Consider the following 17500-nt stretch of genomic DNA (forward strand, 5'->3'; position numbering starts at 1 on the left):
GGCACCCATGTCGATCTTGGGCGCCCGCGCTGTCCGTCACGGGGTGTTCCAGGCTTCACACGGTTTTCACTACATAGCGTGATCTTGAGCCGGTCAGGGGCGGCCCTGGGCGAAGACGCCCGCGGGAAAGGCGCCGGCGTCGATGACGCGGGTGCTGAGCCCCCGGCACAGCTCTTCGAGCCGGGCGGTCTTCTCCGGGCCCAGGTGGTCCCACGGGCCACGCGCGGCGGCTTCGGTGGCGATCTCGAGGCGGTCGCGCAGGGCGGTGCCCGCGTCGGTGAGCGCGCCGTCGCCGTCCAGGAGGCCGCGGTCCTTCAGTGCGGACTCGGCCGCGGTCCACTCGTCGTCGCTCCAGCCCCGGGTCAGCTTGACGGCCTGGGTGAGGAAGCCCCGCCCGGTGGCGACGTGGGTGACCAGCGCTTCGATCCCGCTGAGTCCTTCGAGCACGAGCGCGGCGATGTGGCCGTCCCCGCGGTGCTCGCGCAGCAGGGTGACGGCGTGCCAGAGCACGAGGTGCGGCTCCCCCGGCCAGTCCAGCCCGGCGTGGGCGGCGTAGAGCGGACGCCCTTCGGCGCGGCAGCCTGCCGTGGCCTCGCGGGCCAGTTCGGCGGCTTCGGCGACCTCGTCGCTCTTGACGTGGTCGCCGAGCAGCCGGGTCAGCGCCTGGCCGGCCCCGGCGAGCCGGGCTTCGAGGACCTGCTCGGGCGTGGCGAGGGTCCAGGCCCGCGGAATGACCCGGGCGACGACCTCGGGGTTGAAGTTGTAGAAGGTGGCGGCGACGACCTCGGGCCCGACGGCCCCCATGGCCGCGCTCCGCCCGGCGAAGTAGGGCATCCGCCCCGGCCGCAGGCCCGCGCCGGTCAGCGCGGCCTCGACTTCGGGCACGAAGTAGACGAAGGCATGCAAGGAATCGAAGGCCCGCTTGAACCGCTTCTCGTCACCCGCCATGGCGGCACCCTACTACCGGGTAACCCCGGCGTGGAACCACGAAAGAGGCCATCCGGCCGGGCCTCGCCGTGCGTGGCGGGGCATCACCCGTGATCCAGCGGGCATCACCTGTGTTTGGAGGGGCATCACACGTGTTTGGAGGGGCATCGCGCGTGTTTGGCGGGGCATCGGCGTGATGCCCCGTGAATCACGCGTGATGCCTCTCCAGTCACGTGTGATGCCTCTGCAGTCACGCGTGATGCCCTTCGGCGCACGGCGGAGGCGGACGAGCCGGCATGTAAGCCGGATCCTGTTCCCCGGTCGCCTTGCGGCTTCCGGGGCGGCGGCCATCCATCTCGGCCTGCCGTCGCCGGCAGGCTCCAGCGGCCTACCCGCAGGCTCGGACGGGCCGTCCTCGAACGCCTGCGCAGGAGCCCGGAGGCTCCCTCTTGGCCTTGCTCCGGGTGGGGTTTACCTAGCCGTCCCGGTCACCCGGGACGCTGGTGGTCTCTTACACCACCGTTTCACCCTTACCCCGGTCCGCGAGGGACCGGGGCGGTCTGTTTTCTGTGGCACTTTCCCGCGGGTCGCCCCGGGTTGCCGTTAGCAACCACCCTGCCCTGTGGAGTCCGGACTTTCCTCGGGCCGGGTCACCCCGGCTCGCGGCCGCCCTGCCGGCTCGTCCGCAGGCTGGATGGTAGCCCAGCGGCCCGCGATCACCTCCGGCGCCGGGTGCCGACGGACCGGCGCCGCGGCCGAGCGCAGTGCGGGCGCGACGGCCACCGAGGCCCGCGACCACCTCTCCCGCACCCAGCCCCCGCCGCCGAGCGCACGCACGGGTGCGACCGCCGGAAACCCGCGACCGCAACCGGCGCGGGTCTCACGAGCCAGCTCCGCAGCCGAGGGCGGCCGCCGGAAGCCCGCGACCGCGACCGGCACGGGATGCTCCCGAACCGGTCCCGCAGCCGAGCGCAACCAGCACCCGCCCCGCGGCCGAACCCGGCACGGGCGCCATGGCCACCGAGGCCCGCGACCACATCCGGCGCCCAGCCACCGCGCCCACCACGACCACCCAGGCCTCAGAATCCCGCAATCGCGTCCGGCGTATGCCTCGACCGCCACCGTGGCACCGCGGCCGGTGCCGGGTGCTGGCGGGCCAGCTCCGCGGTCCAGTGCAGGACCGCGGCCGGGCTGTCGAGACCGATGAGCCCGATCAGCCGTCCGCCGCGGACGAAGCCGGTGATCGGGCGGGTGCCCGGGACCGGGCTTTCCAAAAGCACCGTGTCCGTGCCGAGGTCGGGGCGGCCTGCCACCTGGATCCGCACCCCGTGCTGCTCGGACCAGAACCGCGGCACCGGCGCGTACGGCACCGCGCCCTGCGGGCCGGTCAGCAAATTCTCCGCCGCCGCGCGGCTCATCTCGACCGCGTTGAGCCAGTGCTCGTCGCGCTGGGGTGCCGGGTCGAAGCGCAGGTTCGGCCAGCGGGCGACGTCGCCCGCGGCCACGATCGTGTCCGAGCCCACCACGTGGCACGTCGGCCCGCACAGGACGCCGTCGTCGAGGGGCAGCTTCGCGCCGCGCAGCCACGAGACCGCCGGGACGCTGCCCACCGCGACCACCACGCACGCGACCTCGACGGCCCGTCCGTCGGCGAACTCCAGCCCGACCGAGGACGGCGACGGCCGCCAGCGCCGGACCGTCGTGCCGAGTTCCAGCCGGACGCCGTGTGCGTGGTGCAGTGCGGTCAGCCAGTCGCCGATGTCCGGGCCGAGCACGTCGCTCAGCAACGGCATCGCCCGGCCCAGCAGGACGACGTCGCGGCCCATCTCGCGCAGGCTGGAGGCGACCTCGAGGCCGATGAACCCGTCGCCGACGACCGCGACCGGGCCGGCGCTCGTGTTCAGCGCGCGCTGCAGGGCCACCGTGTCGGCGAGGGTCCGGACGACCACGACCCGCTGGTGCCCGTGCGGCGCGCCCGGCATCCGCCGCGGTTCGACGCCGGTGGCGATGATCAGGCCGTCGTAGCGCAGTTCCTCGTCGCGCAGGTGGACGACCTGCCGGTTCGGCGACAGCGCGGTGACCGGCGTGCCGAACCGCCATTCGGCGTCGACCTCCAGCGGGTCGGCCAGCAGCGTGTCGGCGCGGCTGACCGCGCCGGTGAGCAGCTCCTTGGACAGCGCCGGGCGGTGGTAGGCGATGTCGGGCTCGGCGCCGAGGACGACGACCTCGCCGTCGAAGCCCAGCTCGCGCAGCCGTTCGGCGGCACGCAGGCCGGCCAGTCCGGCTCCGGCGATGACGATGCGTTCGCTCATCGGGTGGCTCCCAGCAGGTGGATGGCGCGCATGGGACACGCGCGGGCGGCGGCTTGGACGTGCGGGGCGTGCTGGGCGTCCGGGCGCTTCTCGTACTCGAGCCGCCCGTCCTGGCCGAGCTGGAAGACCTGCGGCGCTTCGGACTGGCAGACGCCGTAGGCGTGACAGCGGTGGCTGTCGACGTCGATGCGGAGGTCGGGCGCCACCGGCCCGGGTTCCGGTTCGGCGGCCGGGGCGGTGACCAGGCCGGCGCGGGCGAGCAGCGTGGCGGGCAGCACCCGCAGCGCGGCCAGCAGCACCGGCGGGACGGTCACCGTCAGGCCGGCGAGCCAGACGACGGCGAGGTGCCCGCTGGCGATCGCGCCGAGCCAGGCGTGCGCGACGAGCAGCCCGGCGGCCAGGTAGCCGGCCTGGTGGAACCGCAGCCAGCGGCCTTCGCGGGCACCGTGGCGCACGCCCGCGGTCACCGAGACCGCGACGAGCACTTCGAGGCCGACGATGCCCAGCGCGTGCCGCGGGGTGCCGTCGTAGAAGGGCAGGAGCAGCTCGGCGAGGCCGAACTCGTCGTCTTCGAGGAAGAGAAACGTCAGCCCGTGCAGGGTGCCGAGGGCGAGGGTGAACGCGGCGAGCACGACGTGCCCGGTGCGCAGCGCGTCCTGGCCGCTGAACCGGCGGACCCACCCGGTGGCGGCGAGGACGCCCCAGCACAGGGCCAGGCACAGGCAGACGTAGGTGAGGCGGCCGGAGAGCGCGGCGGCCTCGGCGATGCCGGTGTCGTGCGGTGACACCGGGACCAGCGCGGCTGAGGGGGACATGGCGGCTTACCTCCGGGTGCGCGGCGAGGTCCTGCCGGGGGTCCCGAGCAGGCGGAGCAGGCCGAACGTGACGAGGGCGGCGACGGCCACCGCGGCGGCGCCGAGTGCGACGGCGCCGCCGTCGAGGGTGTCGGTCTCGGTTGCGGAGACGAGCAGGGACGTGGTTTCGGCGAGCCCGGTGCTCTCCAGGAGCGTCAGGTGCCCGAGCGCGGTGTCGACGGCGGTCTGGGCGAACGCGCGGACGTCGTCGTCGCGGGTGCCGGCGCGGACGTCGGAGGCGAGCGCGAAGAGGGTGCCGTATTCGGCGCGGAGCCGATTGACGTAGGCGTGGTCGAACTGGTCGCCGGAGTCGCCGGCGATCTCGTCCGCCCAGGTGCGTTCGGTCTCCGTCGGCTCTCCCGGCAGGGTGATCGCGAGCCGGTCGGCGACCGCGCGCAGGGCGACGTCGAGGCGGGCCTGGTCGTCGGCGATGCGGACGGCGACGGCCCGCACGCGCCGGTTGGTGGCCCGGTCGGCGGCGAGCCTGCTCGACGGCACGGCCCACAGCGTGTGCTGTTTCAGGCGGGTCAGGAGCGTGCGGTCGGCCTGCTGCAGCTCCCCGGCCGAAGCCGGGACGGCACAGCCGAGCACGAGCGCGGTCGCGGCGGCAAGCAGCGCCACGAATCGGAGCGGCATCCCCGTTGTCCCTTCGCGAAGGAGTCCTCACCCCCAGCTACGGTGAGAAGGTGTGATCCGGTTCTCACCGTCACCTTTTAGTGACCTGTGACGTGCATCACAAGACAGATTGTGAACCGATCGGCGGCCCCCTTCGCCGATCGACTGCCTAATTGGGCACGGAAACTGATACATATGGTCTATTAAGTGTTTTTGCGCTACGCTCCGATGACCCCACGGTCCACCAGTCAGGTGAGGTTGCGAGCTTTATGGAAGCACCGGGCAGAGAAAGTCGCGGCCAGGTCGGCAGCGGGTCGTCCGCAACGGCGGTCGACCCCGGCCCCGACCGCCGGGAAGACCTCGTCCCACTGCTGTACAAGGACTTCCGCGCCACCCTGTTTTCCCAGGTACTGGCCCTGACCAACCATGACCGGCAGTGGACGGAGGACGTGGTGCAGGAGACCATGATCCGCGCGTGGCAGCACTCGGACACCCTCGAACGCGAGCCCGGAATGCTGCGTGGCTGGCTGCTGACGGTGGCTCGCCGGATCGTCATCGACGGCTGGAGAAATCGCCGGGTCCGCCCCCAGGAGGTCGCTCTGGACATCCCGGAAAACGCCGAGTCCGCCGACCGTGCCGACAGTTCGTTAGCCGCGCTAACGATTACGCGGGCATTGAGTGAATTGGACGCGAAATACCAGTCCGTCATCTACGAGACGTATCTCGCCGGAAACACCGTTCGCCAGGCGGCCGAAATTCTGGGAATTCCGGAGGGAACCGTGAAATCGCGGCTCTACACCGCGATGCGGCAATTGCGTAAGGCGCTCGGGGAAGTGACGGTGCGATGAGGGGGCGGCACGCCGACGCCGCGGCCTACGGGCTCGGCGTCCTGGACGATCCGGCGGAGTTCGAAACGCACCTGCGTGGCTGCGCCCGCTGCCGGGACCGGGTCGCCGGGTTCATCCCGGTGACCGGGGCGCTGGCGGAGGCCGTCCGGCTGAGCTACCTGCCCGCGGAGGGCGGCGCACCGCGGCGGGGGAAGCCGCCCGGCCCGCTCCTGCTGCTCGCGCTCGGGGTGACCGTGACGGCCCTGTGCGCGACCTGACCGGCCGCCGGGAGGATCCGGTTCGCATCGGCTGCGTACATCGTCTCCCCTGCTCGGTGTCTGTGGGTGAAGCCGTGTCGCCGGGGCGCTCCCTGACCGCGGCGCGGTGCCGTGGTGGGGCGTCCGGTCGGCCGGGGCGGGCTTCCGGGAGGTTTTCCCAGATCCCCGCCACTCACTCCCCGTGGTGGGCCGGTTTCCAGTAGTCTGCCCCAACCCAACATGAAAGTCCTTACGGTGGATACCGAAGTAAATCCCGAGCACCCCCTCGGCGGGGCTTCGGTACCGAAGCGTCCCGCCCCGCGGCTCCCCGGCCGCGAACCCGAGCTCAGCCGCCTGACCGGCCTGTTCCCGGTCGTGCTGGGCGGCCGGGCCGCGAGTGCGGTGGTGTCCGGCGAGTTCGGCATGGGCAAGAGCGCCACCCTGCACGCCGCCGCGGCGCTCGCCGAGGAGGCGGGCTTCGCCGCCGCGGTCGCCACCGGGTCGCGGTTGGAGAGTCACCTGCCCGCGGGCGTCGTCCGCCAGCTGCTCACCGCGCTGGAGGGCCCCGGCTCGCCGCGGCCGCGGGAACCGCACGTCACCGAGCAGTGCGGGCCTGCCGGGGAGAGCGAGGCGCTGGAGCGCTTCTCCCGCATCGTCCGCGACGCGGCCGGGCAGCGGCCGCTGTTCCTCGGCATCGACAACGTGCACCTGGCCGACGTCTGGTCGATGCGGTGCCTGGCCTACCTCCGCAACCGCGTCCTGGACCTGCCGGTGCTGCTCGTCCTGACGGCGCTGCCCGGGCATCCCCCGCACCGCGAGGTCGCGCTGCTGGACATCGTGGGGAGCACGCCGGCCACGATCGCGCTGAACGGCCTCGGCGACGCGGCCACGGCGGAGCTGCTCGGCCTCGCCCCCGGCGAGCTCGTCTCCGCCTGCCGGGAGGCGACCGGCGGCAACCCGGTGCTGCTGCAGGCGCTGCGGCCGCGGCTGCTGCCCGGCGCGGACCCGCACGAGCTCGGCTCGGCGCTGATCGGGCAGGTGCTCCACACCCGGATGCAGGAGTTCCCGCACGCGCCGGCCATCCTGGACGCCGCGGCCATCCTCGGCGAGGACGCGGACTTCGACCTGCTGGCCCGGCTCGCCGGGGTCGACGAGCTCGGCGCGCTGCAGGCCATCGACACCATGGTCCGGCTGCACGTGCTCAACAACAGCAGCAAGCCGACGCTGACCTACTCCTTCCTCCGCAACTCGCTGCTGAAGGACATGCCGCAGACCACCCGGGCGGTCAACCACGCCCGCGCGGCGAAGCTGCTGACCGAGACCGGGGCGCCGCCCGAGCGGGTCGCCGCCCACCTGCTGGAAGCGACGTCGATCCGGATCCCGTGGGCGGTGGACGTGCTGCGGCTGAGCGCGCGCGACGCCGTGTTCACCGGCCGGGCCGAGCTGGCCGCGCGGCACCTGCGGCGGGCGCTGGACGAGCGGCTGTCGTCCGGGCGCCGGATGGCCGTGCTGCTGCAGCTGGCCCACGCGGAGTTCCAGTTCGACCCGCCCGCCGCGGCGAAGCGGGTGCGGGAGGCCGTCGACACCGTCGGCAACCGCGAGACGGCCGCGCACATCGCCATGGCGATGCTGCTGTCGCTGTGCGGCGGCCAGGACGCGCGGCTGGCGATCAGCGCGGCGGGCCAGATCGCGGCACGCCTCGACGCGGGCGGGCCGGACGCGGTGTGGCCGCTGCTGTGCATGACCTACCTGGCCGAGGCGGGCAGCAGGCTGGGGCCGCCGCCGGAGTTCCGCGACTTCGAGGAGCAGTGGGCGCCGCTGACCGACCCGGCGGCGCAGCGGAGCCGGTCGGCGCTGCTGGCGCTCGACGCCGTCCGCAGCGGCGACTCCGCGCAGGAGGCGGTGTCGCACTTCGCGGACGCGCTGAGCGGCGACGACAGCGAGCTGTTCGAGCAGCACTACTTCTTCACGCTGGCCACCGCGGTGCTCGCGGACGAGCCGCTGCACGTCGACCGGCTGTGCCGGGTGCTGGACGTCGAGCGCGAGCCGTGGGACGTGCACGTGCCGCACGGCGCGCTGCCCACCCTGGCCCGCGGGATCGCCCTGCAGGCCAGCGGCGACCTGCAGCGCGCGAGTGTCCACTTCGAATCGCTGCTGCGCCGCTTCGACGAGCGCGGCGGCACGACGACGTGCCCGGTCGGGGTGCTGTGCGCGGCGAAGCTGGTCGAGTGCTGGGTGGACCTCGGCCGGTTCGAGGCGGCGACGTCGCTGCTGGACCGGATGGACTTCGTCGCGAGCCAGGGCCTGTTCACGCACACGTACCTGCTGTACGCGCGCGGCCGCCTGCGCGTGGCGACCGGGTACACGCGCTTCGGGTTCGAGGACCTGCTCAGCTGCGGACGCCGGCTGGCCCACCACGGCATGCGCTTCCCGGGGTTCGTGCCGTGGCGCGCGCACGCGGCCCGCGCGGCGCTGGCCCTCGGCCAGGCCGACGACGCGGCCCGCCTGGCCGAAGAGGACATGAACGCATCGGCCCGCTGGGGCGCGGCGCGCCCGCTGGGCACAGCGCTGACGACACTGGGTCTCGTACGCGAGGACGACGAAGCGGAGCGGGCGCTGAACAAGGCGATCACGACGCTGAAGTCGTCCCCGGCCCGCCTGCAGCTGGCGACGGCGCTGACCGAGCTGGGCTCGCTGCAGGCCCGGCACGGCCAGTCCGAAAAGGCCATCGAGACGCTGCGCCAGGCGGTCGAGCTGAGCGAGCACTGCGGCGCCCGCCCGCTGGCCCGCCGCGCGGCGGAGGAGCTGCGCTCGGCCCGCCGGGCACTGACCCCGGCAAAGGACAACGAGCACGGCCTGACCCGCCAGGAGAACCGCATCGCGGTGATGGCGGCCCAGGGCCTGACCAACCGCGAGATCGCGACGGCGCTGCACCTGACGCGGCGGACGGTGGAGCTGCACCTGTCGGGGGCGTACCGGAAGCTGGGCATCCCGGGCCGCGCGGAACTCGGGGGCGCACTGGCGAAGTCCCAGCGCGGCAGCTGATCTCTCCCCCGGCTGTGTCCGGTTGTGTCCATTGAGGACGCAGGGGGCGCGGGGGCGCCCCCCGGTTTCCACGTTACCGGAGAGCACCGACAAAACCGCCGGCCAAGCTGCCTGGCCAGGCTCGGCGGCGTCTTGAATGAGTCATTCAGGACCTCGCAAGCCCTGAATGAGTCATTCAGGACACTGGCACGTGGATCCCGCGGCCGGAGCCCCCGGCGGCGCCCTCCGCCATCGGCTCCGCCGCTGCTCCGCCGCGAGCCGAGGCCGGGCAGTCCGGCAAAACTGTCGGTGCCTGCCGGTAGTGTGGAAGACGGGGGGCGCCCCCGGCGGGTCCGGGGCGGCGAAAGGCCGTCGGTTAGCGTGAACAGGTGAATTTCTGGGCGGCTGCCGGAAGCCTGGCACTCCTGGCCGCGGTACTCGTCTTCGCCATCGTCCGGCCGCGCGGCTGGCCCGAGGCGGTCGCCGCCGTGCCCGCGGCCGGGCTCGCGCTGCTGCTGGGCCTGGTGCATCCGGCCGAAGCCGGGCAGCGGGCCGTGGAAATCCTGCCCACACTGGGCTTTCTGGCCGCGATCCTGCTTTTGTCCTTTTTGGCCAGTGTGGACGGCGTGTTCACCTGGCTCGGCAACCGGCTCGCCGAAGCCTGCCACGGCAGGCCGAAGCGGCTGCTGGTCCTCACCTTCGCCGCGGCGGCCGGGGTCACCGCGGTCCTCAGCCTGGACGCCACCGTCGTCCTGCTCACCCCGGTCGTCCTCGCAACCGCGGCCGGTCTCGGCCTGCCCGCGCGGCCGCACGTCTACGCCTGCGCGCACCTGGCGAACTCGGCGTCGACGCTGCTGCCGGTGTCCAACCTGACGAACCTGCTCGCCTTCGCCGCCTCGGGGCTGACGTTCGCCGGGTTCACCGCGCTGATGGCGCTGCCGTGGCTGGTGACGATCGGCATCGAACTGCTGGTGTTCCTCCGGTTCTTCGCCGCCGACCTGCGGCCGCGCGAGACCGCCGAGCCGCGGCAGCACCTGGAGACGCCGGTGTTCGCGCTGGTCGTCCTCGCGCTCACCCTCGCCGGCTTCGGGGTCGGCCAGCTCGGGCACGTCGAACCGGTGTGGATCGCGGCGCTGGCCGCGCTGATCCTCGGCGTCCGGGCGCTGGCGCAGGGCAGGATCCGGCCGTGGCAGCTGGTCACCGAGATGTCGCCGCAGCTGTGCCTGTTCGTGCTCGGGCTCGCGGTCGTGGTCGAGGCGGTGTCGGAACACGTCCTCGGCGGCCTGCTCGGTTCCGTGCTGCCGACCTCGACCGGCCTGCTGGACCTCCTGGTGGCCGCCGGGGTCGCGGCACTGCTGGCCAACCTGGTCAACAACCTCCCGGCGACGCTGATCCTGCTGTCGGTCCTCGGCCCGCACCCGGCGCCGGGCGTGCTGCTGGCGGTGCTGCTGGGCGTCAACATCGGCCCGAACGCGAGCTACCTCGGCTCGCTGGCGACGCTGCTGTGGCGACGGACGCTCCCGGAGCACCCGTCGCCGAAGACGTTCCACGCCTTGGGCGCGCTCACCACCCCGGTCTGCCTCGCCGCGGCGACGGTCGCCCTCTGGCTCGGCCTCAGCGTCGCGGGCTGACGGGCATAACGCGTGACTGGCGGGGCATCACACGTGATCAGGCGGGCATCACGCGTGATCCAAGGCGGGACTCGCGTGATCCAAGCCGGAACTCGCGTGATCCAAGACGGAACTCGCGAGTTCCGGGTCTGATCACGCGAGTTCCGGGTCTGATCACACGAGTTACGGGTCTGATCACGCGAGATACGGGTCTGATCACGCGAGTTACGGACTCAGCCGGGCATCCGGATCGTCTGGCCGGGCTTCATCGTCGGGCCGCAGTCGTCGAGCGGGCCGCCGAAGCGGTCTGCTGCCACCTCGGGGATAGTCTTCGCCGCGTAGTCCTGGGCCGCCTTGAGCTTGGCCGGGTCGGTGACCGCGTCCCTACGGACCCAGTCGCCGTTGCGGAGACCCTCGATCGGGGAGCTGTAGATCAGCACGTAGTCGCGGTCCAGGCGCGGGTCCAGCGCGATGCCGTTGCCCGCCGCCCACGGGCCCCACGAGTGGATGAACGTCGGCTTCACCGTGTCGAACACGTAGTCGCGCAGGCCCTGCAGGTCGTTGTCGTGGACCAGGTCGGCGATCGGCTTGTTGACCAGCCCGGCCATGTCGACCAGCTCCAGCCTGCTCGTCATCGACGAACCGCCGAGGTCCGGCAGCAGCAGCGACGCCTTCTGCAGGCCGAGGATGTCGGCGTAGGTGTTGAAGCCGCGGCCGAAGCGGTCGGCCACCAGGCACGCCGTGATGTTGGGGTTCTTCGCGAACTTGTCCGCCGCCGCCGCGAACCCGACCGCCGACGGCACGAACGCACCGACCAGCACCACGACGATGCCGACCCGCAGCAGCGCCCGGCGGTGGCGCAGCAGCTCACCGGCCGACAACGTGCCCGCGATCACCGCCAGCGGCCAGACCGGGCTGGCGAACCGGTGCTGGTACATCCAGTCGGCGACCATCACGCCGTAGGCGACGATGCCCAGCCCGAGCGGCACGAGCAGCGCGATCAGCGACCGCCGCCACGGCGCCTTGGCCAGCGCGAACGCGATCACCAGCGCCAGCACGATCACGCCGGCCCAGCCCGCGTAGCCGACCAGCTCGAACGGCCGCTTCACCGCGTCGAAGCCGGGCAGGCCCTGCTGCTTGGCGACCGACGGGTTGGCCAGCAGCCGCCCGAACTCCGCGTGCCGCCAGACGACGTACGCGCCGAACGGGACGGCGAACGCCGCCACCGACAACAGCGCCAGCCGGAAGCTCTTCCAGAACAGGCCGGAGCGCAGCAGGAACAGCGCCGCCAGGGGGTACGCGCCCGCGTAGATCAGGCCTTCCGGCCGGGTCAGCGCGGCGAACGCCACCATGACCCCGGACCAGAGCGCCACCTTCGGCGTCAGCAGGACGTCGCGCTTGACCGAGACGAACAGCGTCACGGCCAGCGTGACCACCGCGAACGCGAACAGCGAGTTCTCCAGGCCGGACACGACCCAGATGACGAACGACGGGATCGTCGCCAGCGTCAGGCCGACGACCAGGGTGGCCAGCCAGGCGAAGCGCGTGAAGACCTGCTTCGCCGCGATGTGGCAGGCGGTCAGGATGCCGCCGGTGAACAGCAGGCCGAGTGCCTTCGGGAACAGCACGTAGTCCGGGATGCCGAAGATCGCGCCGTGGTCGAAGAGGCCGGCGAGCTTGCCGAGGCCGAGCAGCACCATCCAGGTCGGGTCGGAGAAGCCCTCGACCGGCGGGGCGCCCGGCTGCAGCACCGGGCCGAGGCCGTCGGCGAAGCTGCGGGCGTAGGAGAAGGTGATGGCGGCGTCGTCGACGATCCAGTGGCCGTAGCGCGTGGCGTGCACGGCGACCGCCGCGACCCCGGCGAGCACGGCCAGCACCGGGGCCAGCCGTGCGCCCCAGCCCCGTGCCGCGGCCGCGGGTGCCGGGTCTTCGGGGACGTCGCTCGGGGAAGTCTCGGTGAGTGCGCTAGCCGTCATGTCCTCGTCACTGTTCCGCCCGCAGGCCTCTGCCGGTGGGATACGCGCGAGCTGGCGCCCCCTGAGTGGACCCGGACGTCGGGTCCGCCACCGCGGCGACGCGGTCGAGACACTGTAGCCAATACCCCATCCGGGGTCGGCGACGCGTCGGGGTCGAGCGTGATCCACCCCACATTCTCGCCGGTCAGGCCAGGTGCGAGGTGTCGTTGACGAGCCGCACCGACGCGTTCCCGTCCGGGTAGAACTCGGTGATCGACAGCGACGCCAGGTCCAGGTGCAGCCGGAACAGCAGCTGCGGCCCGGCGTCGAGGCCCATCCGCAGCAGCGCCTTGATCGGCGTCACGTGGCTGACCAGGATCAGCGTCCGGCCGCCGTGCTCGGCGATCAGCTCGTCACGCGCGCGGCGGACGCGCCGGTGCACGACGTCGAAGCTCTCCCCGCCGGGCGGCGGCACCGAGCTGTCGCCGAGCCAGGAGCGGTGCAGCTCGGGGTCGCGCTCGGCGGCTTCGGCGAACGTCAGGCCCTCCCACTCGCCGAAGTCGGTCTCGATGAGCCCGGGGTGGGTCTCGACGCGGCCGCCGAGCGCGTCGGCGACGGCCTGCGCGGTCTGCTTCGTGCGGGTCAGCGGCGAGGAGATGATCGGGACGGCCTCGCCGTCGACGACCAGGCCCTCGGTCGCGGCCAGCCGCTTCGCCGCCGCGGCGGCCTGCGCGCGGCCCAGCTCGGTCAGCGGGACGTCGCCGCGGCCGGAGTACCGGCGCCCGGCCGACATCTCGGTCTGGCCGTGCCGGAGCAGGAGCAGCCGGGTCGGGGTGCCCGTGGCGCCGGTCCAGGCCACGGCCGCGCGGTCCGGTTTGCGGGCCGGGGGCTTGGCCTCCGGAGCAGCGCCGGCGGTCCGCCGGGTGGCCCCGCCTGCCGCGTCCATGGCCTCGTTGGCCAGGCGGTCGGCGTGGGAGTTCTGCGCGCGCGGGATCCACTCGTAGCGGACGCGCGAGAAGCCCGCGGCCAGCTCCTTCGCCTGCTCGGCGAGCGGCTGCATGTCGGGGTGCTTGATCTTCCAGCGCCCGGACATCTGCTCGACCACGAGCTTCGAGTCCATCCGGACGTCCACAGTGGACGCACCAAGCTCGGCGGCGGCGGTCAGCCCGGCGATCAGGCCGCGGTACTCGGCGACGTTGTTGGTGACGACGCCGAGGCTTTCCTTGTGCTCGGCGAGGATCCTGCCGTCGGCGTCCTTGACCACCGCGCCGTAGCCCGCCGGTCCCGGGTTGCCCCGGGAGCCGCCGTCGGCTTCGACGATGACGTGCGAGGTCACAGACCCGACTCCAGGGTCCGGACCAGGATCGCGCCGCAGTTCTCGCACTGGATGACCGAGTCCTCGGGCGCGCCCTTGATCTCGTTGACCGTGTTGCGGTCCAGCTCCAGCTGGCAGGCGCCGCAGCGGCGGGCCCGCAGCAGCGCCGCGCCGATGCCCTTGTGCTCGCGGACCCGCTCGTACAGCTTGAGCAGCGGCTCCGGGAAGCGCGGCACCAGCTTCGCGCGGTCTTCCTCGCGGCGCGCGCGGGTGACGTCGAGGTCCTTGAACGCCTCGTCGCGGCGGGCGACGGCGGCGGCGACCTCGGCCTCGGCCTTGTCGACCTCGGCGCCGGTGCGCTGCGCGTCCATGCCGAGGGCCTCGCGCTGCTCCATCAGCTCCAGCAGGTCGTCCTCGAGCGCGCGCTGGCGGCGTTCCAGCGACTGCAGCTCGTGCTCGATGTCGGTCATCTGCTTGGAGTTGACCGAGCCGGACGCCAGGAGCTTGCGGTCGCGGTCCTCGCGGGCGCGCACCGACTCGATCTCCTTCTCCTGCCGGGCGATCTCGCGGTCGAGGTCGGAGGCGGCGGTCTGCACCGACACCAGCGCGTCGCGGCGCTCGCGGACGGTCTTCTCCCCCGCGTCGATCTCGGCCAGCTCGGGCAGGGTGCGGCGGCGGTGTGCGGTGCGCGAGAGCTCGGCGTCCACCTTGGCGAGCTCGAGCAACTGGCGCTGCACGGCGGGTTCGGCCTTCACGATGCTCCTCTTAGATCGATGTGCGCTCGGCGCGGACGTTCCACGGGTCGGTGCACCGCGTGGAGACGTGAACGTCGACGTTACCCGCAAACGCCTCGGCCACGACCGCCGAGGCTTGCGCGCACCAGGGCCATTCGCTGGCCCAGTGGGTCAGCCCGACCAGCGCGGGCGCCGCGGCCGAGCCCGCGAGGTGCTCACCGGCGGGGTGATGCCGCAGGTCGGCGGTGACGAAGGCGTCGACACCGGCCGCGGTGGCCTGCTTGAGATAGGAGTCGCCGGCACCGCCGGAGACGGCGACGGTGCGGATCGGGCGGTCGGCGTCCCCGGCCCCGAGCACGCCGGGCACGGTCGCGGGCAGGGCGTCGGCGACGCGCTGGACGAACACCGCGAAGGGCTCCGGCTCGGGCAGCTCGCCGATGCGGCCGATGCCGGTGACGCCGTCGTCGTTCGGCGCCAGCGGGCCGGTGACGCGCAGCCCGATGGCCTGTGCGAGGGCGTCGGAGACGCCGGGGTCGGCGGAGTCGGCGTTGGTGTGGGCGCAGTAGAGGGCGACGCCTTCGCGGATCATCCGGTGCACGAGCGCGCCCTTGGCGGTGTCGGCGGGCACGCCGTGGACGCCGCGCAGCAGCAGCGGGTGGTGCGCGACGATCAGCTGCGCGCCCAGCTCGACGGCTTCGTCGACGGTCTCGGCGACGGGGTCGACGCAGAACAGCACGCGGCTCACCGGTTCGGCGGGATCGCCGCAGACGAAGCCGACGGCGTCCCACGACTCGGCGAGCGCGGGCGGGTAGGCCCGTTCCAGCGCGGAAACGACTTCGGAGATGGCGGAAGGCGCGGACACGCGGGGATTTTCGCATGTACCGTCTCCGGCCATGCGCCTTCGGTCCTTGCTCGTCACGGTGACGGCAGTCGTCGCCGCGTCCCTGGTGTCTTCGGTGCCCGCGTCGGCGTCGAGCACGTCGCTGTGGCACCTCACCGACCTGGCCGCCCAGCGGGTCGCGATCGCCGACCAGGTGGCGGCGGCCAAGTACGGCACGCCGTCCCCGATCGACGACCCGGTCCGCGAGCAGGCGATCTACGACTCGGTGGCGGCGCGGGCGCCGCAGCTGGGCCTCGACCCGGCGGAGGCGGTCCGCTTCTTCCACGCCCAGATCGAGGCGAACAAGCTGGTGCAGCGCGGCCTCTACGCGCGCTGGACGGCCCACCCGGCGGAGGCGCCGACGACCCGCCCGGACCTCGGGCAGATCCGCCCGGTGATCGACCGCCTCAACACGGACCTGCTGACCGAGCTGGCGGCAACGACGTCACTGCGCGAGGCGCGCTCGTGCCCCGTCCGCCAGCTGGTGGCGGCGGGCTTCGCGGACGTGGTGCACCGGTTCGACGGACTCCACGCGCAAGCTCTCGCCGAAGCGACGTCGGCGACCTGCACGGACTGAGCTGGGGCGCCGCGGCGGCTCCGGGCCGCCGCGGACGCCGGGCCGGTCAGTTGCAGTTGCCGCAGCAGCCGCAACCCTGTCCGGTGCACTTCGAGCAGCACCCGTGCATGATCGCTCTCCTTCCGGCCGGCGTCCTCGCGAAACCGACGCTAAGTGGCGGCCGCGGGGGCAGGTACCGCCGAGCGGGCGGGTGACCGGGTGAACCGGCTGATTACGCTCGGGGTGTGACGCACATCGTCTTCGTCTGCTCCGGCAACATCTGCCGTTCCCCGATGGCCGAGCTGGTGTTCCGCGCCCGGCTCGAAGAGGCCGGTCTCGGCGACGCGGTCCGCGTGACGAGCGCCGGCACCGGGCCGTGGCATGTCGGGGAGCCCGCCGACAAGCGCGCCCGCGCGACGCTCAAGGCCCACGGGTACCCCACCGCGCACGTCGCGTCGGAGGTCTCCGAGGAGGACCTCGCCGCGGACCTGCTGCTGGCTGCCGACGAGGGGCACGCCGAGTTCCTGCGTGCGCGTGTCGAGGACCCGGCGAAGGTGCGGCTGCTGCGGTCGTTCGACCCGTCGGCCCCCGAGGGCGCCGAGGTCCCGGACCCGTACTACGGCGGCGACGACGGCTTCGAGGACGTCCTCGGGATGATCGAACGGGCGGTGCCGGGCGTGCTGGACTGGGTGCGGTCGCGCGGCTGACGAGCCGGGCGGAAATCACCGGCAACGGAGGTCGGCGGGCGCGCCCGGCGGGACACGGCCTACCGTGGTGGGGTGCGGTTGCGGTTCCTGCTCCGGCCCGGGTGGCTGGCTCTGACGGCGGTGGTGTTCACCTTCGCCATCTGCTGCTTCACGCTTCTCGCGCCGTGGCAGTTCAGCCGCAACACCGAACGCGAGCAGCAGAACGCCGCGCTGGAGACGTCCTTCACCGCGGCGCCGGTGCCGCTGGCGCGGCTGCTGCCGCCGGGGACCGTGCCCGGCCAGGGCACCGAATGGCACCTCGTCTCGATCACCGGCCGGTACCTGCCGGACAAGGAAGTCGTCGCGCGGCTGCGGACGGTCCAGGGCGAAGGCGCCTACGAGGTGCTGACGCCGATGCGGACCACGGACGGCACGGTCGTCCTGATCGACCGCGGGTACGTCCGGCTGGACAGCAAGTCCGGGGTGCTGCCGTACGCGCCGCCCCCGGAGGGGATCGTGCAGGTGACCGCGCGGGTGCGTGCCGACGAGACCGACCCGAAGAACCGCGACGCCTTCGCCGACGTGTCGACCGGCGGGAAGTTGCAGAGCTACGTCGTCGACTCGCGGGTCGTCGCGCGGGCGGGCAAGCTCGACATCCGGCCCGGGTACTTCCAGCTCGACGTCGGCCAGCCCGGAGTGCTCGGCGCGCTCCCGTTGCCGCAGACCGACTCGGGGCCGTTCCTGTCGTACGCGCTGCAGTGGATCGCCTTCGGGGCGATGGCGTTGCTGGGCTGGCTGTACTTCACGGTCCGTGAGCTGAAGCCGGGCGGAGCGCTGGCCACCCCGGCAGGCTCGGCTGGCTCGGCCGCTCCGGCGCGTCGGAAGTCGGTCGCGGAAATCCTGGCGGAAGACGAGTACGCCGAAAGTGGCCCTCGACAATAGGGCGGA

General features: G+C 73.0%; 15 protein-coding genes and 1 other RNA gene. 7 read left to right on the top strand and 9 right to left on the bottom strand.

The genetic code is table 11. From position 1 onward, the window contains the following. Positions 1-93 precede the first annotated feature (93 nt). The 5 genes from ABJI51_RS31580 to ABJI51_RS31600 all read right to left on the bottom strand — a co-directional run bounded on the left by ABJI51_RS31580 (position 94) and on the right by ABJI51_RS31600 (position 4729). The gene (locus ABJI51_RS31580) at positions 94-948 is read right to left on the bottom strand and encodes an SCO6745 family protein (protein ID WP_348954710.1); all 855 of its coding nucleotides are present in this window, start codon (positions 946-948) and stop codon (positions 94-96) included. A 262-nt stretch (positions 949-1210) separates the two neighbouring features. Next, an RNA gene (rnpB, locus tag ABJI51_RS31585) (RNase P RNA component class A) lies at positions 1211-1609 on the bottom strand. Between the two features lie 397 nt (positions 1610-2006). Continuing rightward, entirely contained in the window at positions 2007-3239 is a 1233-nt protein-coding gene (locus tag ABJI51_RS31590; protein ID WP_348954711.1) for an NAD(P)/FAD-dependent oxidoreductase, read from the bottom strand. Then, positions 3236-4054, bottom strand: a complete 819-nt coding sequence (locus tag ABJI51_RS31595; RefSeq protein ID WP_348954712.1) for a 4Fe-4S domain-containing protein — start codon at positions 4052-4054, stop codon at positions 3236-3238. The genes ABJI51_RS31590 and ABJI51_RS31595 overlap by 4 nt, the downstream gene beginning before the upstream one ends. Before the next feature lie 6 nt (positions 4055-4060). After that, entirely contained in the window at positions 4061-4729 is a 669-nt protein-coding gene (locus ABJI51_RS31600) for a DUF4142 domain-containing protein (RefSeq protein WP_348954713.1), read from the bottom strand. 248 nt (positions 4730-4977) lie between these two features. On the opposite strand from ABJI51_RS31600, the gene ABJI51_RS31605 reads away from it, so the two are divergent. The 4 genes from ABJI51_RS31605 (at position 4978) to ABJI51_RS31620 (ending at position 10447) form a co-directional block, all read left to right on the top strand. After that, a complete protein-coding gene (locus ABJI51_RS31605) occupies positions 4978-5556 on the top strand; it encodes a sigma-70 family RNA polymerase sigma factor (protein ID WP_348954714.1) in 579 nt (192 codons plus the stop codon). Then, positions 5553-5813: a hypothetical protein gene (locus tag ABJI51_RS31610; protein ID WP_348954715.1), complete on the top strand. Its 261-nt coding sequence runs from the start codon at positions 5553-5555 to the stop codon at positions 5811-5813. Before ABJI51_RS31605 ends, ABJI51_RS31610 begins: the two co-directional genes overlap by 4 nt. A 234-nt stretch (positions 5814-6047) precedes the next feature. Then, a complete protein-coding gene (locus ABJI51_RS31615; RefSeq protein ID WP_348954716.1) occupies positions 6048-8837 on the top strand; it encodes an AAA family ATPase in 2790 nt (929 codons plus the stop codon). A gap of 368 nt (positions 8838-9205) precedes the next feature. Further along, the gene (locus ABJI51_RS31620) at positions 9206-10447 is read left to right on the top strand and encodes an SLC13 family permease (protein ID WP_348954717.1); all 1242 of its coding nucleotides are present in this window, start codon (positions 9206-9208) and stop codon (positions 10445-10447) included. Positions 10448-10659: 212 nt separating this feature from the next. Here ABJI51_RS31620 and ABJI51_RS31625 read toward each other — a convergent pair whose 3' ends face one another. From ABJI51_RS31625 to ABJI51_RS31640, 4 genes are all read right to left on the bottom strand, one after another. Continuing rightward, positions 10660-12402, bottom strand: a complete 1743-nt coding sequence (locus tag ABJI51_RS31625; protein ID WP_348954718.1) for a hypothetical protein — start codon at positions 12400-12402, stop codon at positions 10660-10662. A gap of 184 nt (positions 12403-12586) precedes the next feature. After that, the gene (locus tag ABJI51_RS31630; protein WP_348954719.1) at positions 12587-13717 is read right to left on the bottom strand and encodes a bifunctional RNase H/acid phosphatase; all 1131 of its coding nucleotides are present in this window, start codon (positions 13715-13717) and stop codon (positions 12587-12589) included. Then, positions 13714-14451 (bottom strand): zinc ribbon domain-containing protein, encoded by a 738-nt coding sequence (locus tag ABJI51_RS31635; protein ID WP_348954720.1) that lies wholly within the window; start codon positions 14449-14451, stop codon positions 13714-13716. Before ABJI51_RS31635 ends, ABJI51_RS31630 begins: the two co-directional genes overlap by 4 nt. Before the next feature lie 10 nt (positions 14452-14461). Beyond that, positions 14462-15292, bottom strand: coding sequence for a Nif3-like dinuclear metal center hexameric protein (locus ABJI51_RS31640; RefSeq protein ID WP_348954721.1), 831 nt, complete (start codon positions 15290-15292; stop codon positions 14462-14464). 31 nt (positions 15293-15323) lie between these two features. On the opposite strand from ABJI51_RS31640, the gene ABJI51_RS31645 reads away from it, so the two are divergent. From ABJI51_RS31645 to ABJI51_RS31655, 3 genes are all read left to right on the top strand, one after another. Continuing rightward, on the top strand, positions 15324-15887 hold the full coding sequence (locus ABJI51_RS31645) for a chorismate mutase (protein WP_348954722.1): 564 nt from the start codon (positions 15324-15326) through the stop codon (positions 15885-15887). A 224-nt stretch (positions 15888-16111) separates the two neighbouring features. Then, the gene (locus tag ABJI51_RS31650) at positions 16112-16573 is read left to right on the top strand and encodes a low molecular weight protein-tyrosine-phosphatase (protein WP_348954723.1); all 462 of its coding nucleotides are present in this window, start codon (positions 16112-16114) and stop codon (positions 16571-16573) included. Between the two features lie 72 nt (positions 16574-16645). Next, a complete protein-coding gene (locus tag ABJI51_RS31655) occupies positions 16646-17494 on the top strand; it encodes an SURF1 family cytochrome oxidase biogenesis protein (protein ID WP_348954724.1) in 849 nt (282 codons plus the stop codon). Positions 17495-17500: the final 6 nt, after the last annotated feature.

It is taken from the genome of Amycolatopsis melonis, from assembly GCF_040064235.1.
Classification (GTDB): Bacteria; Actinomycetota; Actinomycetes; order Mycobacteriales; family Pseudonocardiaceae; genus Amycolatopsis; species Amycolatopsis melonis.